The sequence below is a fragment of the Dyella japonica genome (genome assembly GCF_040545895.1).
Taxonomy (GTDB): Bacteria; Pseudomonadota; Gammaproteobacteria; order Xanthomonadales; family Rhodanobacteraceae; genus Dyella; species Dyella japonica_D.
In genome coordinates this window covers 737,750-756,083 of sequence record NZ_JBEPMU010000001.1, presented here as the reverse complement: position 1 = coordinate 756,083, position 18,334 = coordinate 737,750, and the positions used below count along the sequence as shown (strand labels likewise).

Below are 18,334 nucleotides of genomic sequence, written 5' to 3'. Positions count from 1 at the left end.
GCATGAACAAGGTACTCGTCACCGGTGGCGCCGGATACATCGGCAGCCACGTCGTACAGCAGCTCACGTCACGCGGCGAGCACGTGGTCGTGATCGACAACCTCAGTTCCGGTTACCGCGAAGCGGTGCAGGGCGCCGAGCTGGTGGTGGGCAACGTGGGCGACACCGCGCTGGTGGCATCGGTGCTGCAGCACCACGGCATCGATGCCGTGATGCATTTTGCGGCGCATACGGTGGTGCCCGAATCGGTGAGCGACCCGCTCAAGTACTACGGCAACAACACCTGCAACACGCGCAACCTATTGGCTGCGTGCGCGGAGGCAGGCGTCGACAAGTTCATCTTTTCGTCCACGGCGGCGGTATATGGCCTGACCGAGCATGGCGTGGCGGACGAAGATACGCCCACGCAGCCGGCCAACCCCTATGGCCGTTCCAAGCTGATGTCGGAAATGATGTTGTGCGACTACTGCGCAGCTGGCGCGATGCGCCACGTGATCCTGCGCTATTTCAACGTGGCCGGCTGTGACCCGAAGGGCCGCATTGGACATTCCGCACCGTCGGCCACGCTGCTGATCAAGGCGGCGTGCGAGCACGCGGTGGGCAAGCGCGAATCCCTCGCCATCTACGGCACGGATTACGACACGCCCGATGGTACCGGCATCCGCGACTATATCCACGTGGAAGATCTCGCCACCGCACACCTGCGCGCGCTCGATCACCTGCGCGAGGATGGTTCATCGCTCAAGCTCAATTGCGGCTATGGCCATGGCTACAGCGTGCGCGAGGTGCTCGATTCGGTGGCTCGTGTGGGTGGTCATCCGCTGAATATCGTGGAGCTGCCGCGGCGCGAAGGCGACCTGGGCATGCTCATCGCCTGCAGCGACCGCCTGAAGCAGGTGCTCGACTGGCAGCCGCAGTACGACGACCTGGATTTCATCGTGCGCACGGCCCTGTTGTGGGAGCGCAAGATGGTGAGCAAGCGCGCGCCGCTATCGTCGGTGGCGTGATGACGTGGATGGTGCCAGCGGCGGGTCCTGGCTCTCAGCGGGTACTGCGACGCCTGGCAATCGTTTTTTCGTGTCTGGTTCTCCTGTTGTTTCCCATGGTCTCCTGGTCGGCTCCACATTCACATCGCACCAAGCCGGAGTCCCCCAAGGCACCGGCCGCAGCGACCGTGCAGGCGCCGGCCGATAGTGCCGCGGCGCAACGCATCGTGGTGCACCAGAATGTCGGGGATGCCACGGACGTGCGTGTGACGGTCGGCATCCCCTTTCCGCCATCCGCACTACATGACGTGCACCAGCTGCGCATCCTCGATGCCGCTGGCAACGAAGTGCCGTCGCACGTCGACGTCACGCTGCTCTGGTACGCGCGGGACCGCAGCATTCGTGCCGTGCGTGCACAGTTCCAGGCCCAACTCGTGAAGGGCGAGGGCACCTACTACTTCTCGACCGGCAAGCCACGCACGCGCGAGGCGCCCGGCTGGCCGTATGCGCAGGAACTGGTTGCCGATTCGCATGGCGTGCGCGTGGCGGCAGCCCTCGCCACGCTCGATCCTGCGTGGTTGTGCGCGTCGCTGATCGCCGGTCCCCAGACGCCTGCCACCAAGGGCGAGGCGTACGCAAACTACGTGTCGACCCAATTCGAGTGGGCGAAGAAGTTGCCGGTGGACGATCACACGGCGTGGCTGTTCGATCGCCCCACCACCTTGTTCAAGGCATATGTGCGCACCGGCCGTTTCGACTACCTGCAGGCTGCCGACCAGAGTTATCACTTCTACATGAAGTACATCAAACGGGACGGACTGCCGTTCAGTCCCTTTTGCGGTGGCGGCTGGACGTACGGCAAGGAACCGTGCGACGTGAAGTACGTCTACGTCGAGCCGATCCTGCTGGCGCTGGCGCTCACCGGCGATGACAGCGAACATGATGCGTTGACCGTCGACAAGATGGTCACGCTCTGGCAGCACGGCGGCTGGAGCGGCACGCCAGGCCCTTACACCGGCCCTGGCGAGCGCTTTACCGAACGACTCGCGGGCCTGGGCCTGCTGGCCACCATCAATGCCTACGAACTGACCGGCGACGCGCGCTATCTCGGCTACGCGCGCGAGCGCGTGGGCTGGTTGTACGACCATCAGCGCAGCAATCCCGACAAACTCGGCGACGACGGCTCGTGGCGCAACAGCTGGAATCTCCACGAGGACGATTCCTGGAAACCCGAGACCGACGTGCGCGGATCGTCGCCGTGGATGAGCGAGAACATCATCGACGGCCTGTGGCACACGTGGCTGGTGACGGGCGACCGCCGCATTCCGGAGATGATCACGGCGTTCGGACGCTACATGGAGCGCTACGGCTGGATCGACGTGAACACCATCGTCCAGGGCCACGAATGGCGCAATCCTTGCTCGGGTGACAAGGGACAGATCGCCTGGTACTGGGCATCGTCGAAGGCCACTCGCAGCAAGCTGGCGGATATCGAGGATTCCGACGGCTGGTACAGCGATTCGCATAACGTTGAACTGGTCATGCCGGTGGCGGCGGCCTACTACTTCGAACGCGATCCTCAGGAAAGCGAGGCGTTGAAACGGCGTCTCGATGCACTGGCCTCGTCGTACAACACCGAGTGCGCGCAGATCGGCGACACGTTGCGCCGCTTCAACTGGAACAACCGCGGCAGCGGCGTGGCGATGTGGCTGCAGCAGCAACCGCCCGGGAGCGGATCGACGTCGCCGCTGGCGGCACACACCTCACCGTAGCGCTGAGTGGAAGGCAAGGGCATGAGCAGGGGCAAGTCGAGATGAATCGTCGGATGGCAGCACTACGGAGCGTGGCGCTGGTGTCGGCCTCCACCTATGTGGAGTACGCACTGGGCCTGTTCATCAGCGTGTGGATCGCGCGTGCGCTGGGTCCGGCGGATTTCGGCCGCTACGCGTTCACCGTGTGGCTGTGCGGCTGGCTGATGACGTGCAGCAACCACGCGCTTACCACGTCGTCGACCAAGTTCATCGCCGAGGCGTATGGCGCAGGCCAGCCCGAGGTTGCCTCGCACCTTTCCTATCGGCTGATGCGCAACCAGTTGTGGAGCTGCGCCATCGTCGTCGCGCTGTTCTTTGCCGGCGTGGCCATCATCCAGCCGCAGGAGTGGACGGGCGTCATCATGCCCATTTCGGTGCTGGTCGCCATCGGCGTGGTGGCGAAGGCCAACTACAGCCTGCTGGTGGCGATATCGAAAGGCCAGGAGCATTTCGAGCCGGTGTCGATCGCCACGGTGATCTCCGGCGTGATCATGCTCGCACTGGTGGGGCTGGCGACCTGGTTCCGCGCGGGGCTGCTCGCCTTCGTCGGCATCTTCGCCATTTCCTGCCTCACGCTGAACCTGATCAACCGCATGGCGTACCGGCGCTACTGCCTGCCGTTCGGTCCCGGCGAAGTGCCCGACGAGATGTCGCGGCGCATGACGCGCCACCTACGTCTTACCGCGGTACTCATCCTGCTGATTGGGCTCAAGACCAACACCATCGAGGTGTTCCTGCTCAACACCTATGCCAATTCCACGGCGGTGGGTTTCTTCGCCATCGCGGGCACGCTCACGCGCGGCGCAGTGGAACTGTTCTCCGTGGGCCTTACCAGTACGTTGCTGCCGTACATGGCGCGCGCGTTCGGCCAAAGCGGGCAATCGCAAGCGACCCGAGTGCTCTCGGAAGCCACGCGTTTCTATTGGGCGACCGGACTGATGATCGCCGGCCTGGGCTTCGTCACCACGCCTGGCCTGGTCACGCTGATGTACGGCAACAAATACGTGGATGCGATTCCGGCCATCGAAGTGACATTGGTGCTGGCCGGCCTGCTGCTCATCACCAACAGCATCGCTGCGTTTCAGGTGGTAACCGATCGCCAGGGCGATCGCCTGCGCATCTCGGGCTCGGCGCTGATCATCAACGTCATCCTGGGTTTCAGCCTGATTCCGCATTTCGGCTTGCTGGGTGCGGTGCTCTGCTATGCGGGAACGCGCCTGGCGGAACTGGCGATCTGCACGTTCTATATCCGTCGCGTGGCCAGCGCGGGTTTGCCGGTGGCCGTGATGATGCGCTTGCTTGCGGTGGGATTGGTGGCGACGGGCGCGGGTTGGTTGGTGGCGGATGTGACGCCTGGGCATTTCGCCTTCATCACGGGGGCGATCACGTTTGTTGCGATCTTCTTGCCGGCGAGTTTCCTCGTGCGTTACTGGAGCGAGGAGGATTTCCGGTTGATGGGGATGATTACGGACAAGTTGGGGCCGGTGGGGAGAGTGGCGAAGAGGGTGTTGGGGGTGTTGCAGGGGCCGATGCCGAGGGTGCCTTGATGGTGTGGTTTTTGTCGGGAGGCCCGGGCGTTGCGGAACTTTGGGTTGCAGGCCAACCCAGGTTCGTCATCCCGGCGTAGGCCGGGATCCAGTGACTTTGCGCTTCGGTTGTCGCGATTCCACCAGCGCGCCGCCTACGCAGCGGGCGTTTCGATCGGCTGCCGCCGCTCGAGTCACTTTTCTTTTGCTGGCCCAAAAGAAAAGTAACCCAAAGAAAATGGCCTTCAGGGCAAAGGCTCGCAGCATTGTGCTGGGATAAGCCCGAATGCTCGAGGATGGTTGTGGCGGGACACCCATGGGAGGCCACACAGCGGGCAATTCGTAGCGCTGCACAACGCGCCCGAGTCGCTGAGGACTTAAAGCGGGGCCTCGCTTCGCATCGGCCTTTGCTTTGGCTTCGCTCTTACGTCCTCTCCATGCACCGCACTTGTCCTTCTCCCTTTCGGGGAGAAGGCCGGGGCATTGCCAGCTTTACGGTGGTGACGGGCGGGTGCTCGCTAAAGACTTTCAGTTTGCCGCTCTAAAGGCGAGTCACCGCATTGCGTATCGCAGAAGGCGCAAGAAACGTATGGCTGCTTAAGCCATCCTCTTCCTCACCGCTTCCCACGCGTAGTGGCACATATGCTGCGATGAAGAAAGCCAGCTCAGTTGTGCAATGTCGCGGTAGATGCGCCATTGCCAGCAGGCGGCGCGCCATTTGTCGGCGGAGACGGAGCCGTCGCGTACGCAGTAGTAGGCGAGGGGTTGGTCGCCGGGTACGCAGGAGGCTGCGCCGGCGCGGCGTACCATTTCCAGCCAGAACACATAGTCTTCGTGGCCCACGGCGCGGAAGGCGGCGTCGCCCAGGCTGCGGTCGTAGAGGCCGGTGAGGTTGCCGATGTGGTTGCTGCGCAGCATCTGGGCGTAGCTGACGGTAGCCGGCGGGCGCACGCACGAGAGCAGGTGGCCTTGCTCGGTGACGCGATCGTACGGCGTATAGGAAACGCGGGCGCGCGTTTCTTCCATGTGTTCCATCTGCCATTCGAGCTTGCGCGGATGCCAGCCATCGTCGCTGTCGAGGAAGGCGATATGGCTGCCGCTGGCCGCGTCGATGGCAGCGTTGCGTGCCGCCGCCACGCCGCCGTTTTGCTTGGCGTGGATCACGCGCACGCGGTCGTCCACATCGGCGAGCGAATCGAGCAGCGCCGGCGTGTCGTCGGTGGAGCAGTCGTCGACGATCACCAGTTCCCAGGACGCATAGGTTTGCGACAACACCGACGCCACGGCGCCGCGGATGTATTTCGCCGCGTTGTAGGCAGGCATCACCACGCTGACCAGGGCGGAGGTCATGGCGATGCCTCTGCGGAACGCTTTCGACCGATGAAGTCGATCGACGTCACGCACAGCCGTTCGGGCGGAATGTGCGCAAATTGCGGGTGCACCTGCATCGCGGCCAGTTCGGCCAGACGTTTCTCGCGCGGGCACTCGGTGTTGAGCACGATGTCGAAACCCACCGCCGTCGCGCGATCCACGAACTCGTAGGCACGCATGCGGTTCTGGTAGAGGAAGTCGTTGTCCCAGCGCCGCCATTCGCGGTCGGAGTACTTCAGGTAGTTGAGCTGGTTGATCTTGCCGTCGACATACGCGTAGTGATCGCCGCAGTTCACTGAGTGGAACATGATGCCGCCGGGAGCAAGGATGCGCATGGCCTCGCGGAAGATGCCATCCACCGCTTCGGGAATCACGTGTTCGAGCACGCTGTTGGAAAACACGCAATCGAGTTCATGCGCAGGAATGGTCGTGCGCGAGGCATCCGCCGGTGCCTCGTAGATCACCACGCCGTCGGTGGCAGCGGTGACGTCGTCGCTTCGTTGCAGCCGTTCGACCAGTTGCTGTTGGCGTCGACGGACATCGTCCTCGGCCAGGCCGCACGCCTCGGCGATGAGTGCCGTGTGGCGCCCGAGATTCGCCGCGCATTCCCTCACCAGGTCCAGCTTGATATGGCGATTCAAATCCACCGTGATGACCTGCCGTGCACCGCCGAGATAGCAGGCAAACGGAAACGTGGGATACCAGCCGCTGCCGATCTCGAACAGCCGCGCTCCCTTGATGGGGACACCCGCCTCGCGCAGGTGGCCGGCCATCAGGCGCCAGTCGTCCATCTTGATGTCGAACTCGCGCGTGAAGCCGCGCAAGCCGCCAAATCGGCGTTGCAGCACGTAATGCGCGTGCTCGCCGCCCGGCACGTGGCCCAGCACTTTCTGCAGCACGCCTTTGGCTCGCCAATGCATCGTGATTACTCCATGCCGGGGACGTTCGCGACGGCTTCGGTGGCGTGGTCAGGCGACCGTGCCGGCGATGTCCACCGGGTGACGCCGGGCGGTGGGGGAAGTTCGAAGTCGCGATAGCGCACAGGATTGCCTTCCATCCCGGCCTCCGCGGCCTTGATGATGTTGTACATCTCGCGTGAGGTGACGTAGTGCAGCACGTGGCGCTGCCCGTCGTTGTATGTCTTTTCCAGATGTTCGTGCATGGCGTGCATGGGCTCGCCAAGCAGCGTGTCCATGTCGCGTTCCTGCGTGCCGTGCGTGTGGATCTTGATGAAGATCCATTCGGGGCGACCTTCCACATGGATGCCCGTGCGCACCCAGGCGTCGACACGTTCCGGCGTGGGCGGACAACTGTGGCGCACATCCGAATTCTCGATGCGCGGCATGATCAGCTTGCGTCGACGCTTCCAGTCCAGACCCAGCGGCCCCTGCACGATCATCAGGTCGCCCGTGGGCGTGCCATTCACCCGCACCGGTGTGCCGGTGTCGTGGGATTTCGGACGGCAGGGATCGTCCGTGGCGTAGTAGATCGCGTTGATGGTGCGCGTCTGTGTTTCGCTGGGCGCGGAGGGCAGGGTGAAGTCGGCATAGCAGCCAAGTTCGCGCAGCAGGATCAGCTCGTTGTTGATGCCGCACCAGCGGCCGTCGGCGCGCGAGTTGTCCAGCGACCAGTTGCCGTGGATGAAGCCGAAGCGCAACTGGCCGGTGCGCGGGTCGCGTGACAGCGCGCCATGGCGCGCGTGCAGTAATTCGTTGAAGCGCGAGATGGTGGCGCAGAAATTCTCGGGCGTGTCGTTGTCGTGGTGCAGGTGGATTTCGATTTCGCCGTAACCCTGCGCGCAAAGCCCGGCGATCTTGTCCAGGTGCTCGGGCAGGTATTCTTCTTCGGGATAGAAAAAGGTGTGCTGCGGCGGACGGCCATCGGCGTCGCGATGCCGCGATGCCATGGCGGGGTAGCCCGTGTGCCAGCGATCCACACGGCGTCGCTGGGTGTCGAGATCCACGCGACCCCAGGCCGGTTCGTAGTGATCCACGAAACAGAACATGATGTGCGTGGGCCCCTTCACCGCGGGGCGCGGACGCCGCCTCAGGTAGCTGCCCAGCCACACCTGCATGTTGCGCGAGCGGATGGCCATCCATGCCACGGCGCACAACGCGGCCGCGAGGACGATCAATACCAGCAATGCCATGGCCACCCAATTCATTGCACATCCCCTGTCAGCGACCGCGGTGCCCTGGCACGCGCGCGTCGCAAGGTGCGTTGCCTGGCGTCATGCAGGCAACGCGCGAAACGTGAATCCGCGCCGCTTCCACTCGGGCAGCAATTGTTCGAGCATGCGGCGCGAGCAGTCGCTGTCGTCGTGCATCAACATCACGTCGCCGGCGCGGGGCGGTTGCGCGCGCAGGCGTTCGGTCAATTCATCGGGCTCGCGCTTCTGGTAGTCCAGCGAGTCGTACGACCAATAGGCCAGCTTGCGCCTGCTGAAGGCGAAACGCAGCGTGAGCAGCAGCGAGAACACACCGCGCGGCGGACGGAAGCCATGGTGGCTGCGTCCATCGAAATGCGAGAGAACCTGATCGGTTCGTTCCACCTCCACCCATTGCTCGGTATGCGTGAGCGCATCGAACATCGGATGGCTGTACGAATGATTGCCCAGCGCGTGCCCCTCTTCGACGATGCGCTCCACCAGTTGTGGATAGCGCTCCGCTTCCCGTCCGATCAGGAAGAAGGTGGCTTTGGCGCCGTGCGTGCGGAGCAGCTCGAGCAACGCAGGCGTGTGGTCCGGATTGGGGCCGTCGTCGAACGTGAGGTACAGCGCCTTGTCCGCGTCGGGCGCGCGGGTGAACACCACGGCGTGTGGCATCCATTGCAGCAGTTGCATCTTTTTCGGTCGGAGCGTCATGAAGACAGTTCGCACGGAAAGGATGTGGAAGGGCCGGTCCCCGGGAGTGCCCCGGAAAGGCCGGTCGGCGGCGAACACACGGTCCAGCCGATAAGAGCACTTTGTCGCCAAGCCGCCTCGATATCCATTGGGCACATAGTCAATGGGGCATGCGACCGAAAGGCTATGACGAACGGCCGATGGACCCGCCGCGCACACGGAGCGACCGCATGGAAACCGCCAAATCAGGCGCTTTTCTCGCTTCCGCCTTGGCAATTCGACTTATGGGAGCACCAGGGGCGTTGCGTTAGGCTCGTGCTGTCGACATCGGGCTCAGCAGCGTGCCCGACAGACCCGAGGGCGCGTCGTGTTCCATGCGCCGTCTTCACATCTCGTGATCAACCTGGACAGGGGACAGGTCATGGTGGCTACACGCCCGACCCTCGCGCGGGAGGGGGCATGCTAGAGCGTTACGGCGTCGTCTATTTCGGCAACGACTGGTTTGCCGAGAACCGCACCAGCAGCCATCACGTGGCCACGCGATTGGCGGCTCACATGCCGGTGCTCTACGTGGATTCACCGGGCATGCGCGCGCCACAGGCCAGCGGTCGCGACCTGCGCCGCGCCTTCCGCAAGTTGCGCGAGGCTTTGCGTGCGCCGCAGCGCGTGGACACCAATTTCTGGCACTGCACCGTGCCGCAGCTGCCGTTTCGCCGTATTCCGGGTGTGCCGTTGTTCAACCGCCTGTTCAGCCAGTGGGCGCTGCGCCGCGCCATGCGTGTGCTGGGCACGCGCCAGCGCATCTCCTGGTTCGTGACGCCGCATCCTGGTTTTCTCGCGCGACGGCTGGGTGAGAGCTTCTGCGTGTACTACTGCATCGACGACTACGCTGCGCATCCCGGCGTGGATGCCGAAGTCATCGCCGCCAGCGACCTTGCCCTGACGCAACGCGCGGACATCGTGTTCGTCGCGCCGCCGGCCTTGCTGACCACCAAGCAGGCCCAGAACCCGCAGACGCGGTTCTCGCCGCACGGCGTGGATGCGCAGCTCTTCGCGCGCGCGTCCGATCCGGCAACGAAGGTTCCCGAACTCGCGCGCAGCCTGCGTGGTCCGGTAGTGGGTTACTTCGGTTCCATCCACGAGTGGATCGATGTGGAGCTGATTGCCTTTCTGGCGCGTTCGCGTCCGCAGTGGACCTTCCTGCTGGTGGGCTATGCCGCCATCAAGCTGCCCGAACTCGAGGCGCTTCCCAACGTGGTGTTGGCCGGCGCGCAGCCGTACGGCAGCCTGCCCGCGTGGGCCAAGGCGTTCGACGCGGCCATCATTCCGTATCGCCGAAACCGCCAGGTGGAAAACGCCAATCCGCTGAAGCTGCGCGAATACCTCGCCACCGGAAAACCCGTGGTGGCCGTGGGCAATCCGGAGATTGCGCGCTTCGCCCACGTGGTGCGCATTGCCGATGGGCACGAGGACTTCCTCGCCGGCCTTGAGCAAGTGCTTGCCGACGGGCCGGAAAAGGGCGCGGCCGAGCGCATGGCGTCGGTGGCCGATCAAACCTGGGATCGCCGTGTGGAGGATGTGTTGCGCGAAGTCGCCACCACGCTCGCCGCGGCGGACATGACTTTTGCTGACCGTCGGGTACCTGGATGAATGCTTCCGTCGACCATCGTCTGCGCATCGGCATCGTCGGTGCCGGCTACGTGGCGCGCTATCACATCGAGGCGCTGAAGCGGCTCGACTATGTGGAGATCGTAGGCATCTGCGATCTCGACCGCGAGGCCGCGGGCAAGCTGGCGCAGGCGTTCGGCATCGAGCATGTGGTGTCGGATCTTGCCGAACTGGCCGACTGCCGCCCGCAGGCCATCTACGTGCTCACACCACCGTCCAGTCATTGTGCGTTGACCTTGCGTGCGCTCGACATGGGTTGTCACGTATTCGTGGAGAAGCCGATGGCCGATTCGGTGGCCGAGTGCGACGCCATGATCGGGAAGGCGCGCGAAAAAGGCCTCGTGCTCTCGGTCGATCATTCCGACCTGTCCGATCCGATGGTCGTGCGCGCACGCGAACTGGTGGCCTCGGGTGCCTGTGGCGACCTGGTCGCGGTCGACGTATGGCGAAGCTCCGACTATCCGCCCTACGGCGGCGGACCGCTGCCCGGCATGGTGGCGCAGGGCTCCTATCCGTTCCGCGACCTCGGCGTGCACGGCCTGTACACGCTGGAAGCGTTCCTGGGGAATATCGAGCAGCTCGACATCCGTTACCGCTCCACCGGCAAGTCGACCACGCTGAAGTTCGACGAGTGGCATGCCACGGCCGAGTGCGCACGCGGCACGGGGCGCGTGATGCTGTCATGGAACATCCGTCCCATGCTCAATCGCATCGTGGTGCAGGGCACGCGGGGCGTTATCGAGATCGATCGCTTCCTGCAGGTGTGTCATGTGCGCCGCGTGCTGCCGGGCCCGAAATTCATTGGCATCGTGCTGGGCGCGTTCTTCGACGCCGTGCGCGATGTGTTCCGCATTCCTTGGAACGTGCTGCGCTTCGCCACAGGACAGTTGAAATCCTCGCCCGGCATCCAGGCCGGCGCACAAGCGTTTGCACAGGCCTTGCATGACAGCAAGGCGCCGCCTGTCAGCGCCGAAGATGGACGACGTCCCATCGCCTTGATGGAAGCGGCCTGTCGTCGCGCCGACGAGGAACGCAAACAGGAACTGGAAGCGCGTTACGAAACCCTGGCACCAGTCGATGCGCTGGTGACCGGCGCATCCGGTTTCCTCGGCCGAACGCTGCTCCATGCGCTGAGGCGGAATGGCCAGCGCGTGCGTGTGCTGGTGCGTCGCGCCGATCCGCGCATCAGCGCATTGGCCGACCAGGTGGTGGTGGGCGATCTTGGCGATCCGCGCATCGTGGAACATGCGGTGCAGGGCGCGGGCACGGTCTATCACGTGGGCGCGGCCATGGGCGGCGGTCCGCGCGATTTTGAGGCGGGCACCGTGTGGGGCACGCGCAACATCGTCAACGCCTGCCTTCGTCATGCCACGAAGAAGCTCGTCTACGTCAGCTCCATGAGCGTGCTCGATCACGCAGGACGCGATCCGGCGGTGGCCATCCACGAAGGTTCACCGCTGGAGCCGCATCCCGACTGGCGCGGCAGCTACACGCAGACCAAGTTGATTGCCGAAACGCTGGTTCGCGATGCGGTTCGCGAGCATGGGCTTCCTGCCGTGATTCTTCGTCCGGGTCAGATCGTTGGGCCGGGATCGGAGCACACCACGCCGAACGGAACGCTGGCCATCGCGGGTCGCTGGATCGCGGTGGGCTCGCCATCGCAGACGCTGCCACTGGTTTATGTCGATGACGTGGTCGATGCGTTGCTGCTTGCGGCGAATGCGCAAGCGGCGCAAGGGCAGGTGATTCACGTGGTCGATCCGGCCATCGTGACGCAGGGCGAGTATCTCGATCGCGTGCGTCGCAAGCGGGGCGGCGAATTGCGGCTGATGCGTTGGCCCACAGCGTTGTTGATGACCTTGGCAGTGGGCGTTGAAGGTCTGGGCAAGCTGCTGCACCGGAACGTACCGTTGACGCGGTATCGCGTGAGGTCGCTGCGGCCGTTGGCGAATTTCGATCAGCGGGTGGCGCGCGACGTGCTGGGATGGGCGCCGCATGTGGGGTTGAGGCGGGGGATGGATGTGATGTTTGGGAATGAGGTGGTGGCGCAGGGGAGTGCTGTGCCAGTGGGTGACAAGTAGATCTTTCTTGCCGTTTGCTCGTCATTCCTGCGAACGCCCAACGGGGCAAGGGCAGGAGCCCAATGATTTTTCTCTCGGTTGTTGCGGTGCTGTGACCTGGCTCGCCTGCGGCGGGCTTCCGAACCGCTACCGCGGTCCGGGTCACTTTTCTTTGCTTGCCCAAAGAAAAGTAACCAAAAGAAAAGGCCCCCCGGATGACGCGCCTTCCGTCCTGTGGACGGAAGGTACGCGGGCGGGTTGCGGGGTTTTTCGACAGGACATCCGTGTCCTGTCGAAAAACTGGCCGCATCCATGCGGCCACCCTACGGGCTTTCCTCCACCCGCCCGCCGCTGTCATACGGGGACCCCTAAGAGCCAAGAGCCAAGAGCCAAGAGCCAAGAGCCAAGAGCCAAGAGCCAAGAGCCAAGAGCCAAGAGCCAAGAGCCAAGAGCCAAGGCACGAAGTAGATACCTGATCGCGAGCACCCGCCCCTTACCACCGTAAAGGTGGCAATGCCCCAACCCTCTCACCGTAGGGGAGAAGGAGAAGTGCAGTGCTTCGCGAGAATCCAACGCCGGCAGTCATGAGGCAGCGCAGCGACGTTGCGCTTTAAGTCCTCTCCGTTTCGGCGCGTGGCGGTGTAGCCGTACCGCTGATTAGAGAGATCGTGACGATCCGGGTTCCAAAACCTTCAAGGCTCGTATCCGACAGAACGCTACGAGCCTATCGCTCTAAAGGCCATTTTCTTTGGGTTACTTTTCTTTTGGGCCAGCAAAAGAAAAGTGACTCGAGCGGCGGCAGCCGATCGAAACGCCCGCCGCGTAGGCGGCACGCTGGCGGAAGCACCACAAAAGCGCGACCAAAGTTATCGCGATAACCTAAACCAGAGGCGCTGGATGACCAGCCATTCGGCTGTTGAAAAAAGCGCCTCCGGCCTGCGCCGGAATGACGAGCAAAATCTGCCCCCGCCGGAATGACGAGCAAAATCGTCCTGCGTCAGGATGACGAGCAAAAGCGTTCGCCCAAGGAACGTCGCCCACAGAATGCTGTTTCTTTAGTTGTCTCGCCTTTGAGGAAGGCTGCAGCCTTAAACAGGCGAAAGCTTCCTCACGACGCCGAATAACCCACCCATCCCGCCCGACTCATCGCCGCCCCCTGCAAGATATCCCCCAGCCGCTGGATGTTCTCATCCCAACGAAACCGGCTGGCATACGCAGCGATGCGTTCACCGTCCCACGCCTTGCCCAACGCATCGACCAATGCACCTTCAAGGCCAATGCGGTCATGCGCATCCACCAGAATCCCCGCCTGCTCGGGCAGCACTTCGGGAATGCCGCCCACGCGCGTCGCAACCACCGGCGTTCCGCAGGCCATCGCTTCGAGCACCACGTTGGGTACGCCTTCGTTGTGGCTGGGCAGGCACAGGAGATCCGCAGCGCGGAACCAGTCGCCGAGGGCGTAGTGTTCCACCGCGCCAACCAGTCGCACGCGCTCCTGGCAACCCAACGCGGCGGCACGTTGCAGCAAGGCTTCGCGAGCAGGGCCCGAGCCGACGAACACGAGGTTTGCATCCGGATGCGTGGACAGCACGCGCGGGAATGCTTCAAGCAAATCCAGGCAGCCCTTGGTGTCCTTGAGGTTGCCCACGTAGAGCAGGATGCGTTCGTCCTGCGGCAGCGAGAGTTTGGTGCGCGCATCACTGAGCGAGCCGCGCGTGAACAGGTTGGGTTCCACGCCGTTGTAGAGCACGTGCACACGCGATGGATCGACGCCCATCGCCACCGCCTTGTCGGCGAGCGCCTGGCTCACCGCCACCACGCCTTGCGCACCACGCAACGCCTGTCGTATCTGCGGACGGATCAACCCTTGTTCGGCTTTCACGTTGAGGTCGGTGCCGTGCACCTTGACCACGTAGGGAATGCCCAGGTGGCGCGCCACCCAACTGGCAGCGGCGGCATCGGGATAGCCCCAGCTCAGCAGCATGCAGTCGTAATGCGCGCGGCGCAGACGGCGTAGTTTCTGGCTCAGCAGGGAAGCCAGCCAGCAGGCGGCGTGCAGCGAGCGGCCGATCACCGGCGGATAGAAGAACACGAATTGTTCGGTGTTGAGGTTGTTCACGCGGAAGGGCGCACGCTTGCGGCCGAAGCGCTCGCGGAAGTCCACCGCCGTGATCACGTCCACGTCGTGGTGCTGGCCCAGCCGTTCAAACTGCTGGCGATTGAACGGGCTGCGCAGCGGATCCCACGGCGACGGGAACAGGTTGGTCAGCACGAGCACCTTCAATCGCACGTGACACACTCCATGGCCTGGTAAAGGCGCTCGTAGCGATCGGCCATGGTTTCCAGCGAGCCATGCTTCTCCACCCAGTCGCGCGCTGCGCGGCCATAGGCGGAAGCGCGGTGCGGATCGCGCAGTAGCATCAACATGGCTTCGGCCAATGCATCCGCATCGCCGGCCGGTACCAGTTGACCGGTGCGTCCGCTGTGGACGATCTCGCCATTGCCACCCACATCGGTGGCGATGATGGGCAACGCCACCGCGCAGGCTTCCAGCAAGGCCATCGAGTAGCCCTCGCTGGTCGAGGACAGCACGAACAGGTCCAGTCCCTGCAGCAGGTCGCGCACGTCGTTGCGATCGCCAAGGAAACGCACGGCGTCATGCACATCTTCGTGCTCGGCGCAGCGTTCGAGTTCCGCGCGCAGCTCGCCATCGCCGATCAGCAACAGCATCGCCTGGGGATGTTGTTGGTGCACCTGGCGGAAGGCGCGGATCAACCCGGCCTGGTCCTTGGTCCAGTTCAATCGCCCCACGTTGCCGATAAGAAAGGCGTCTTCGTCCAGCTCGAGCAGCTGAAGCACGTGCCGGCGCATGTCGTTGGAAGCAGGCACGAAACGATCCACCGCAATGCCGTTGGGCACCACGCGTGTCATGGTGTGCGGAAGCATGCCGCGTGATACGCCGTTGCGCCGCGCCGCCTCGCACACCGTGACCACGATGTCCGTGCGTGCCAGCGCGCGGCGATAAAGCCATTCCTTGCGCCCGGTGCGTTGCCCCGCGCCCATGCCATGGCGCGTGTTGAGTACGCGCAGCACGTCCAGTCCGCACGAGGCCAGCACGGCCTGGTAGTGGGCTACCGCGTTGTGGGTGTGGAGCACGTCGGTATCGTGACGATCGATAGCCCAACGGGCACGGGCCAGCGCGCGCAGATCGAAACCGCGGCCCTTGTTGCAGGCCACCACGGGAATGCCGGCCGCATCCAGTTCGTGCGCCAGTGCGCCGGTTTCATACAGGCACACCACCTGGCATTGATGGCCTTGCTGCTGTTGCAGCTGCACCAGGTCGAGCACCATGCGCTCCAGGCCGCCGCGGTTGAGGTTTTCGACCACGTGCGTGATGTTCATGCCAGCTCCGACAAGGTCACGCGCCGCTTGCCGCTGCGCGTGAGCGGAATGTCGTCGACGAACCGGTAATCCAGCGCCACACTGTCACCGAGCACCTTGGCCGTCTCGCGCTGGATGTATGCGATGGAGGCGTCGTCGAACGCATCGCTGCGCACGATGGAAAGCTCAAGGCGGTCGAGCTGCCGTTGAATCAGTTGGAACCGCACCAGGCCAGGCACGTCCTTGAGCATGTGCGGGAAAAATTCGCCCGGCAGGATGCGGCCGTCCGGCGTGCGGATGGCGTCCAGCACGCGCCCATCGATGCGTTCCAGCAAGGGCAGGCCGCGTCCGCAGGGGCAATCGTGCGAGCTCGATGCGGAGGCCAGGTCACCGTTGACGTAACGTATGAACGGCATGCCGTAGTTCGAGAGGTCGGTGATGGCCACTTCGCCGGGGCCGTGCGCTGCGGGCTTACCGTCGGCGCCCAGCAGTTCCACCACGAGGTGATCGGCGTTCGCGTGCAGACCGTGGTGGTGCGCGCATTCGGAGGCGATCAGCATGAATTCGCGGCAGCCGTAGGTGTTGTAGACGGGACTGCCGAACGCCTGCCGTATCGTCTCGCGCTGGTGCGGATGCAAGGCCTCGGCGGCACCGATCACGCTCTCCGGGCGATGCACCTTGCGGCCGGTCTCCACCATCCATTGCGCCAGCTGCGCCAGTGGATTCACGTAGCCCACGATGATGGATGGCCGGTACTGGTCGATGGCGTCGGCGTACGCGGCCAGGTTCGACTCGGTCATTTCGAAACTGTTGAGCACGCGACGGGCGAACAGCGCGTTGTAGAGGTTGTCCTTGAGCTGGTGCGCGCGGCCCGGTGTGCCCACCGAGCCGGCCCACAGGTACAGCGTGCGCCGCCCCGGGCGTGCGCCGGCCCAGCCGTAGCCGCGCCACATCACGGCGATGCGGCGGTCGTAGCTTTCGCGCGTATAACCCAGTTCCAGCGGCTCGCCCGTGGAGCCACCGGTGCGCTTGAACAGCAGGCGGCCACGCCACGACGACGCCTGCAGATCGGCGAAGTTCTCGCGGATGTCCGTCTTGGTGAGCACGGGCAGGCGCGCGTAGTCGTCCAGGTTGCGGATGTCTTCCGGCGTGATGCCCAACTCGCGCCAGCGGCGGCGATAGTAGGGCACCTCGCGATAGCAATGCTCGATGAGCGTCTTCAGCCGCTGGAACTGCAGCGCCTTGATCGCCTCGGGCGAATACCACTGGTCGCGCTCGTAGGACGCCAGCCAGGACAGCGTGCTGCGGCGGCGAAGGCCGCTCTCGTATGCAGGATAGAGCACGCGGCGGAAAGCCTGCTCGTACCAACCACTCATGGCGAACACTCCCTCACGCTTTGAAGCAAGACAGGTCGGGGCGTCTTCATCCCGTGGTCCTCAGTAGGATGGTCACCAGCACGAACAAGCCCGCGATGCTGCCGACGGCGGCGGGAATCCATCGCCCACCGCTCTCGCTCATGCTGAAGGTGGGCAGGCCCTCCACGCGCTGGCGTGCGCCGAGGTAAAAGCCGGTAACGATGGCCAGCACCACGTACAGCACGATCATGTAGCTGCGGCTGAGGAAGAACGCACACATGAACATGCCGCACAGCGAGAGCAGCAAGGTGAGCGCCAGCGGCCGCTCGGCATTCCACGCGGCAAAGCGCTCGGGCTCGGCCTGCGCGTCGGGCTTCAGGCGAAGTACGGCGGCCACCATCCAGAAGCTGTAGCCGATCAGCGCCAGCCACAGCACGTAACCCACGAAGCCGGTCTCGGCCAGCACCAGCACGAACGAGTTGTGCGCGGTGAGCTGGTTGTAGTCGGTGAAGTTGCCGGGCCCCACGCCGAATACCGGATGCGACTTGAACATCTGCAGGCCTTCGTACCAGGCATCCACGCGACCGTTGGCCGATTCCTCGCCGGCGTCGAGTTCCTGCATGCGTGAGGAAAGCATCTTCATCGCGGCCAGCCCCACCGCACCGAGCACGCCGGCCACCACCAGGCCGCGGCGATACCAGATGTACGCGCCGATCACCACCAGCACGCCCAGCATGGCGCCGCGCGAATTGGTGAGATACACGCCGTAGAGCAGGGTGAGGATGCAGCCCAGCCAGAACAGCTTGCCGACGAAGCCTGCGCGCTTGCACAGCAGGGCGGCCATGGGGAACACGGAGACGAACAGCATGCCAAGATCGTTCGGATCGTTGAAGATGCCCACGTACTGGATGCGCCCATCCTCGCCGATGGGAATACCCGTCCAGCCGATGCCGGCATGCTTCTGCCCGATGCCATGCAAGGCGAGCAGCGTGGCGCACATCACCATTACGCCCATCAGGGTGAGGATGCGCCGGTGCGTGGTGCAGGCGGTGGCGATCATGAAGAAGGTCAGCACGATGGGACCGAACTTGCCCAGTTCCTCCTTCACGCCGCCCAGCCAGCCGTTGGCCACTTCGGAAACCATCAGCACCACGAAGAACGCGATCAGTATCAGGAACTGCGGTGCGCGCGGCGCCCGCGTGCCCGAGGCCAGCCACGCCGCGAACGCCAGCACCAGCACCACGGGCAGCACCGGCAAGCCGATCAGCGCGGTGATGTATTCCTGCGGTCGGACGATGGTCAGTACGACGTAGATGAGGATCAGTGGGAACATG

The 18,334-nt window shown here is 64.1% G+C and carries 13 protein-coding genes; 5 read left to right on the top strand and 8 right to left on the bottom strand.

Annotated features, from left to right (window positions below; translation table 11 throughout):
• The first annotated feature begins 2 nt into the window (after window positions 1-2).
• The 3 genes from galE to ABIC75_RS03150 all read left to right on the top strand — a co-directional run bounded on the left by galE (window position 3) and on the right by ABIC75_RS03150 (window position 4,344).
• A complete protein-coding gene (galE, locus tag ABIC75_RS03160) occupies window positions 3-1,007 on the top strand; it encodes a UDP-glucose 4-epimerase GalE (RefSeq protein WP_354012402.1) in 1,005 nt (334 codons plus the stop codon).
• Between the two features lie 95 nt (window positions 1,008-1,102).
• A complete protein-coding gene (locus tag ABIC75_RS03155; RefSeq protein ID WP_354012401.1) occupies window positions 1,103-2,758 on the top strand; it encodes a hypothetical protein in 1,656 nt (551 codons plus the stop codon).
• Window positions 2,759-2,811: 53 nt separating this feature from the next.
• Entirely contained in the window at window positions 2,812-4,344 is a 1,533-nt protein-coding gene (locus ABIC75_RS03150) for an oligosaccharide flippase family protein (RefSeq protein WP_354012400.1), read from the top strand.
• Window positions 4,345-4,920: 576 nt separating this feature from the next.
• Here the strand turns inward: ABIC75_RS03150 and ABIC75_RS03145 are convergent.
• The 4 genes from ABIC75_RS03145 to ABIC75_RS03130 all read right to left on the bottom strand — a co-directional run bounded on the left by ABIC75_RS03145 (window position 4,921) and on the right by ABIC75_RS03130 (window position 8,557).
• Window positions 4,921-5,673 (bottom strand): glycosyltransferase family 2 protein, encoded by a 753-nt coding sequence (locus ABIC75_RS03145; protein WP_354012399.1) that lies wholly within the window; start codon window positions 5,671-5,673, stop codon window positions 4,921-4,923.
• Entirely contained in the window at window positions 5,670-6,614 is a 945-nt protein-coding gene (locus ABIC75_RS03140; RefSeq protein ID WP_354012398.1) for a methyltransferase domain-containing protein, read from the bottom strand. Before ABIC75_RS03140 ends, ABIC75_RS03145 begins: the two co-directional genes overlap by 4 nt.
• Window positions 6,615-6,619: 5 nt before the next feature.
• Window positions 6,620-7,858 carry a hypothetical protein gene (locus ABIC75_RS03135; RefSeq protein ID WP_354012397.1) on the bottom strand — a complete coding sequence of 413 codons (1,239 nt, stop codon included), beginning with the start codon at window positions 7,856-7,858 and terminating at the stop codon, window positions 6,620-6,622.
• Window positions 7,859-7,924: 66 nt separating this feature from the next.
• A complete protein-coding gene (locus ABIC75_RS03130) occupies window positions 7,925-8,557 on the bottom strand; it encodes a polysaccharide deacetylase family protein (protein ID WP_354012396.1) in 633 nt (210 codons plus the stop codon).
• A gap of 438 nt (window positions 8,558-8,995) precedes the next feature.
• On the opposite strand from ABIC75_RS03130, the gene ABIC75_RS03125 reads away from it, so the two are divergent.
• On the top strand, window positions 8,996-10,186 hold the full coding sequence (locus ABIC75_RS03125) for a glycosyltransferase (RefSeq protein WP_354012395.1): 1,191 nt from the start codon (window positions 8,996-8,998) through the stop codon (window positions 10,184-10,186).
• A complete protein-coding gene (locus ABIC75_RS03120; protein ID WP_354012394.1) occupies window positions 10,183-12,285 on the top strand; it encodes an NAD-dependent epimerase/dehydratase family protein in 2,103 nt (700 codons plus the stop codon). The genes ABIC75_RS03125 and ABIC75_RS03120 overlap by 4 nt, the downstream gene beginning before the upstream one ends.
• Before the next feature lie 1,087 nt (window positions 12,286-13,372).
• Here ABIC75_RS03120 and ABIC75_RS03115 read toward each other — a convergent pair.
• From ABIC75_RS03115 to ABIC75_RS03100, 4 genes are read right to left on the bottom strand one after another with little or no spacing between them, the layout of a single operon-like run.
• A complete protein-coding gene (locus ABIC75_RS03115; protein WP_354012393.1) occupies window positions 13,373-14,554 on the bottom strand; it encodes a glycosyltransferase family 4 protein in 1,182 nt (393 codons plus the stop codon).
• Window positions 14,545-15,666 carry a GT4 family glycosyltransferase PelF gene (gene pelF / locus ABIC75_RS03110; protein WP_354012392.1) on the bottom strand — a complete coding sequence of 374 codons (1,122 nt, stop codon included), beginning with the start codon at window positions 15,664-15,666 and terminating at the stop codon, window positions 14,545-14,547. Before pelF ends, ABIC75_RS03115 begins: the two co-directional genes overlap by 10 nt.
• Window positions 15,663-17,021, bottom strand: a complete 1,359-nt coding sequence (locus tag ABIC75_RS03105) for a phenylacetate--CoA ligase family protein (protein WP_354012391.1) — start codon at window positions 17,019-17,021, stop codon at window positions 15,663-15,665. Before ABIC75_RS03105 ends, pelF begins: the two co-directional genes overlap by 4 nt.
• 46 nt (window positions 17,022-17,067) lie before the next feature.
• Window positions 17,068-18,333: an O-antigen ligase family protein gene (locus tag ABIC75_RS03100; RefSeq protein ID WP_354012390.1), complete on the bottom strand. Its 1,266-nt coding sequence runs from the start codon at window positions 18,331-18,333 to the stop codon at window positions 17,068-17,070.
• Window position 18,334: the final 1 nt, after the last annotated feature.

What these genes read in the sequence shown, in the direction of transcription:
- galE (WP_354012402.1), top strand. Translation starts at nt 3, where the DNA reads ATGAACAAGGTACTCGTCACCGGTGGCGCCGGATACATCGGCAGCCAC.
- ABIC75_RS03155 (WP_354012401.1), top strand. Translation starts at nt 1,103, where the DNA reads ATGGTCTCCTGGTCGGCTCCACATTCACATCGCACCAAGCCGGAGTCC.
- ABIC75_RS03150 (WP_354012400.1), top strand. Translation starts at nt 2,812, where the DNA reads ATGGCAGCACTACGGAGCGTGGCGCTGGTGTCGGCCTCCACCTATGTG.
- ABIC75_RS03145 (WP_354012399.1), bottom strand. Translation starts at nt 5,673, where the DNA reads ATGACCTCCGCCCTGGTCAGCGTGGTGATGCCTGCCTACAACGCGGCG.
- ABIC75_RS03140 (WP_354012398.1), bottom strand. Translation starts at nt 6,614, where the DNA reads ATGCATTGGCGAGCCAAAGGCGTGCTGCAGAAAGTGCTGGGCCACGTG.
- ABIC75_RS03135 (WP_354012397.1), bottom strand. Translation starts at nt 7,858, where the DNA reads ATGAATTGGGTGGCCATGGCATTGCTGGTATTGATCGTCCTCGCGGCC.
- ABIC75_RS03130 (WP_354012396.1), bottom strand. Translation starts at nt 8,557, where the DNA reads ATGACGCTCCGACCGAAAAAGATGCAACTGCTGCAATGGATGCCACAC.
- ABIC75_RS03125 (WP_354012395.1), top strand. Translation starts at nt 8,996, where the DNA reads ATGCTAGAGCGTTACGGCGTCGTCTATTTCGGCAACGACTGGTTTGCC.
- ABIC75_RS03120 (WP_354012394.1), top strand. Translation starts at nt 10,183, where the DNA reads ATGAATGCTTCCGTCGACCATCGTCTGCGCATCGGCATCGTCGGTGCC.
- pelF (WP_354012392.1), bottom strand. Translation starts at nt 15,666, where the DNA reads ATGAACATCACGCACGTGGTCGAAAACCTCAACCGCGGCGGCCTGGAG.
- ABIC75_RS03105 (WP_354012391.1), bottom strand. Translation starts at nt 17,021, where the DNA reads ATGAGTGGTTGGTACGAGCAGGCTTTCCGCCGCGTGCTCTATCCTGCA.
- ABIC75_RS03100 (WP_354012390.1), bottom strand. Translation starts at nt 18,333, where the DNA reads ATGTTCCCACTGATCCTCATCTACGTCGTACTGACCATCGTCCGACCG.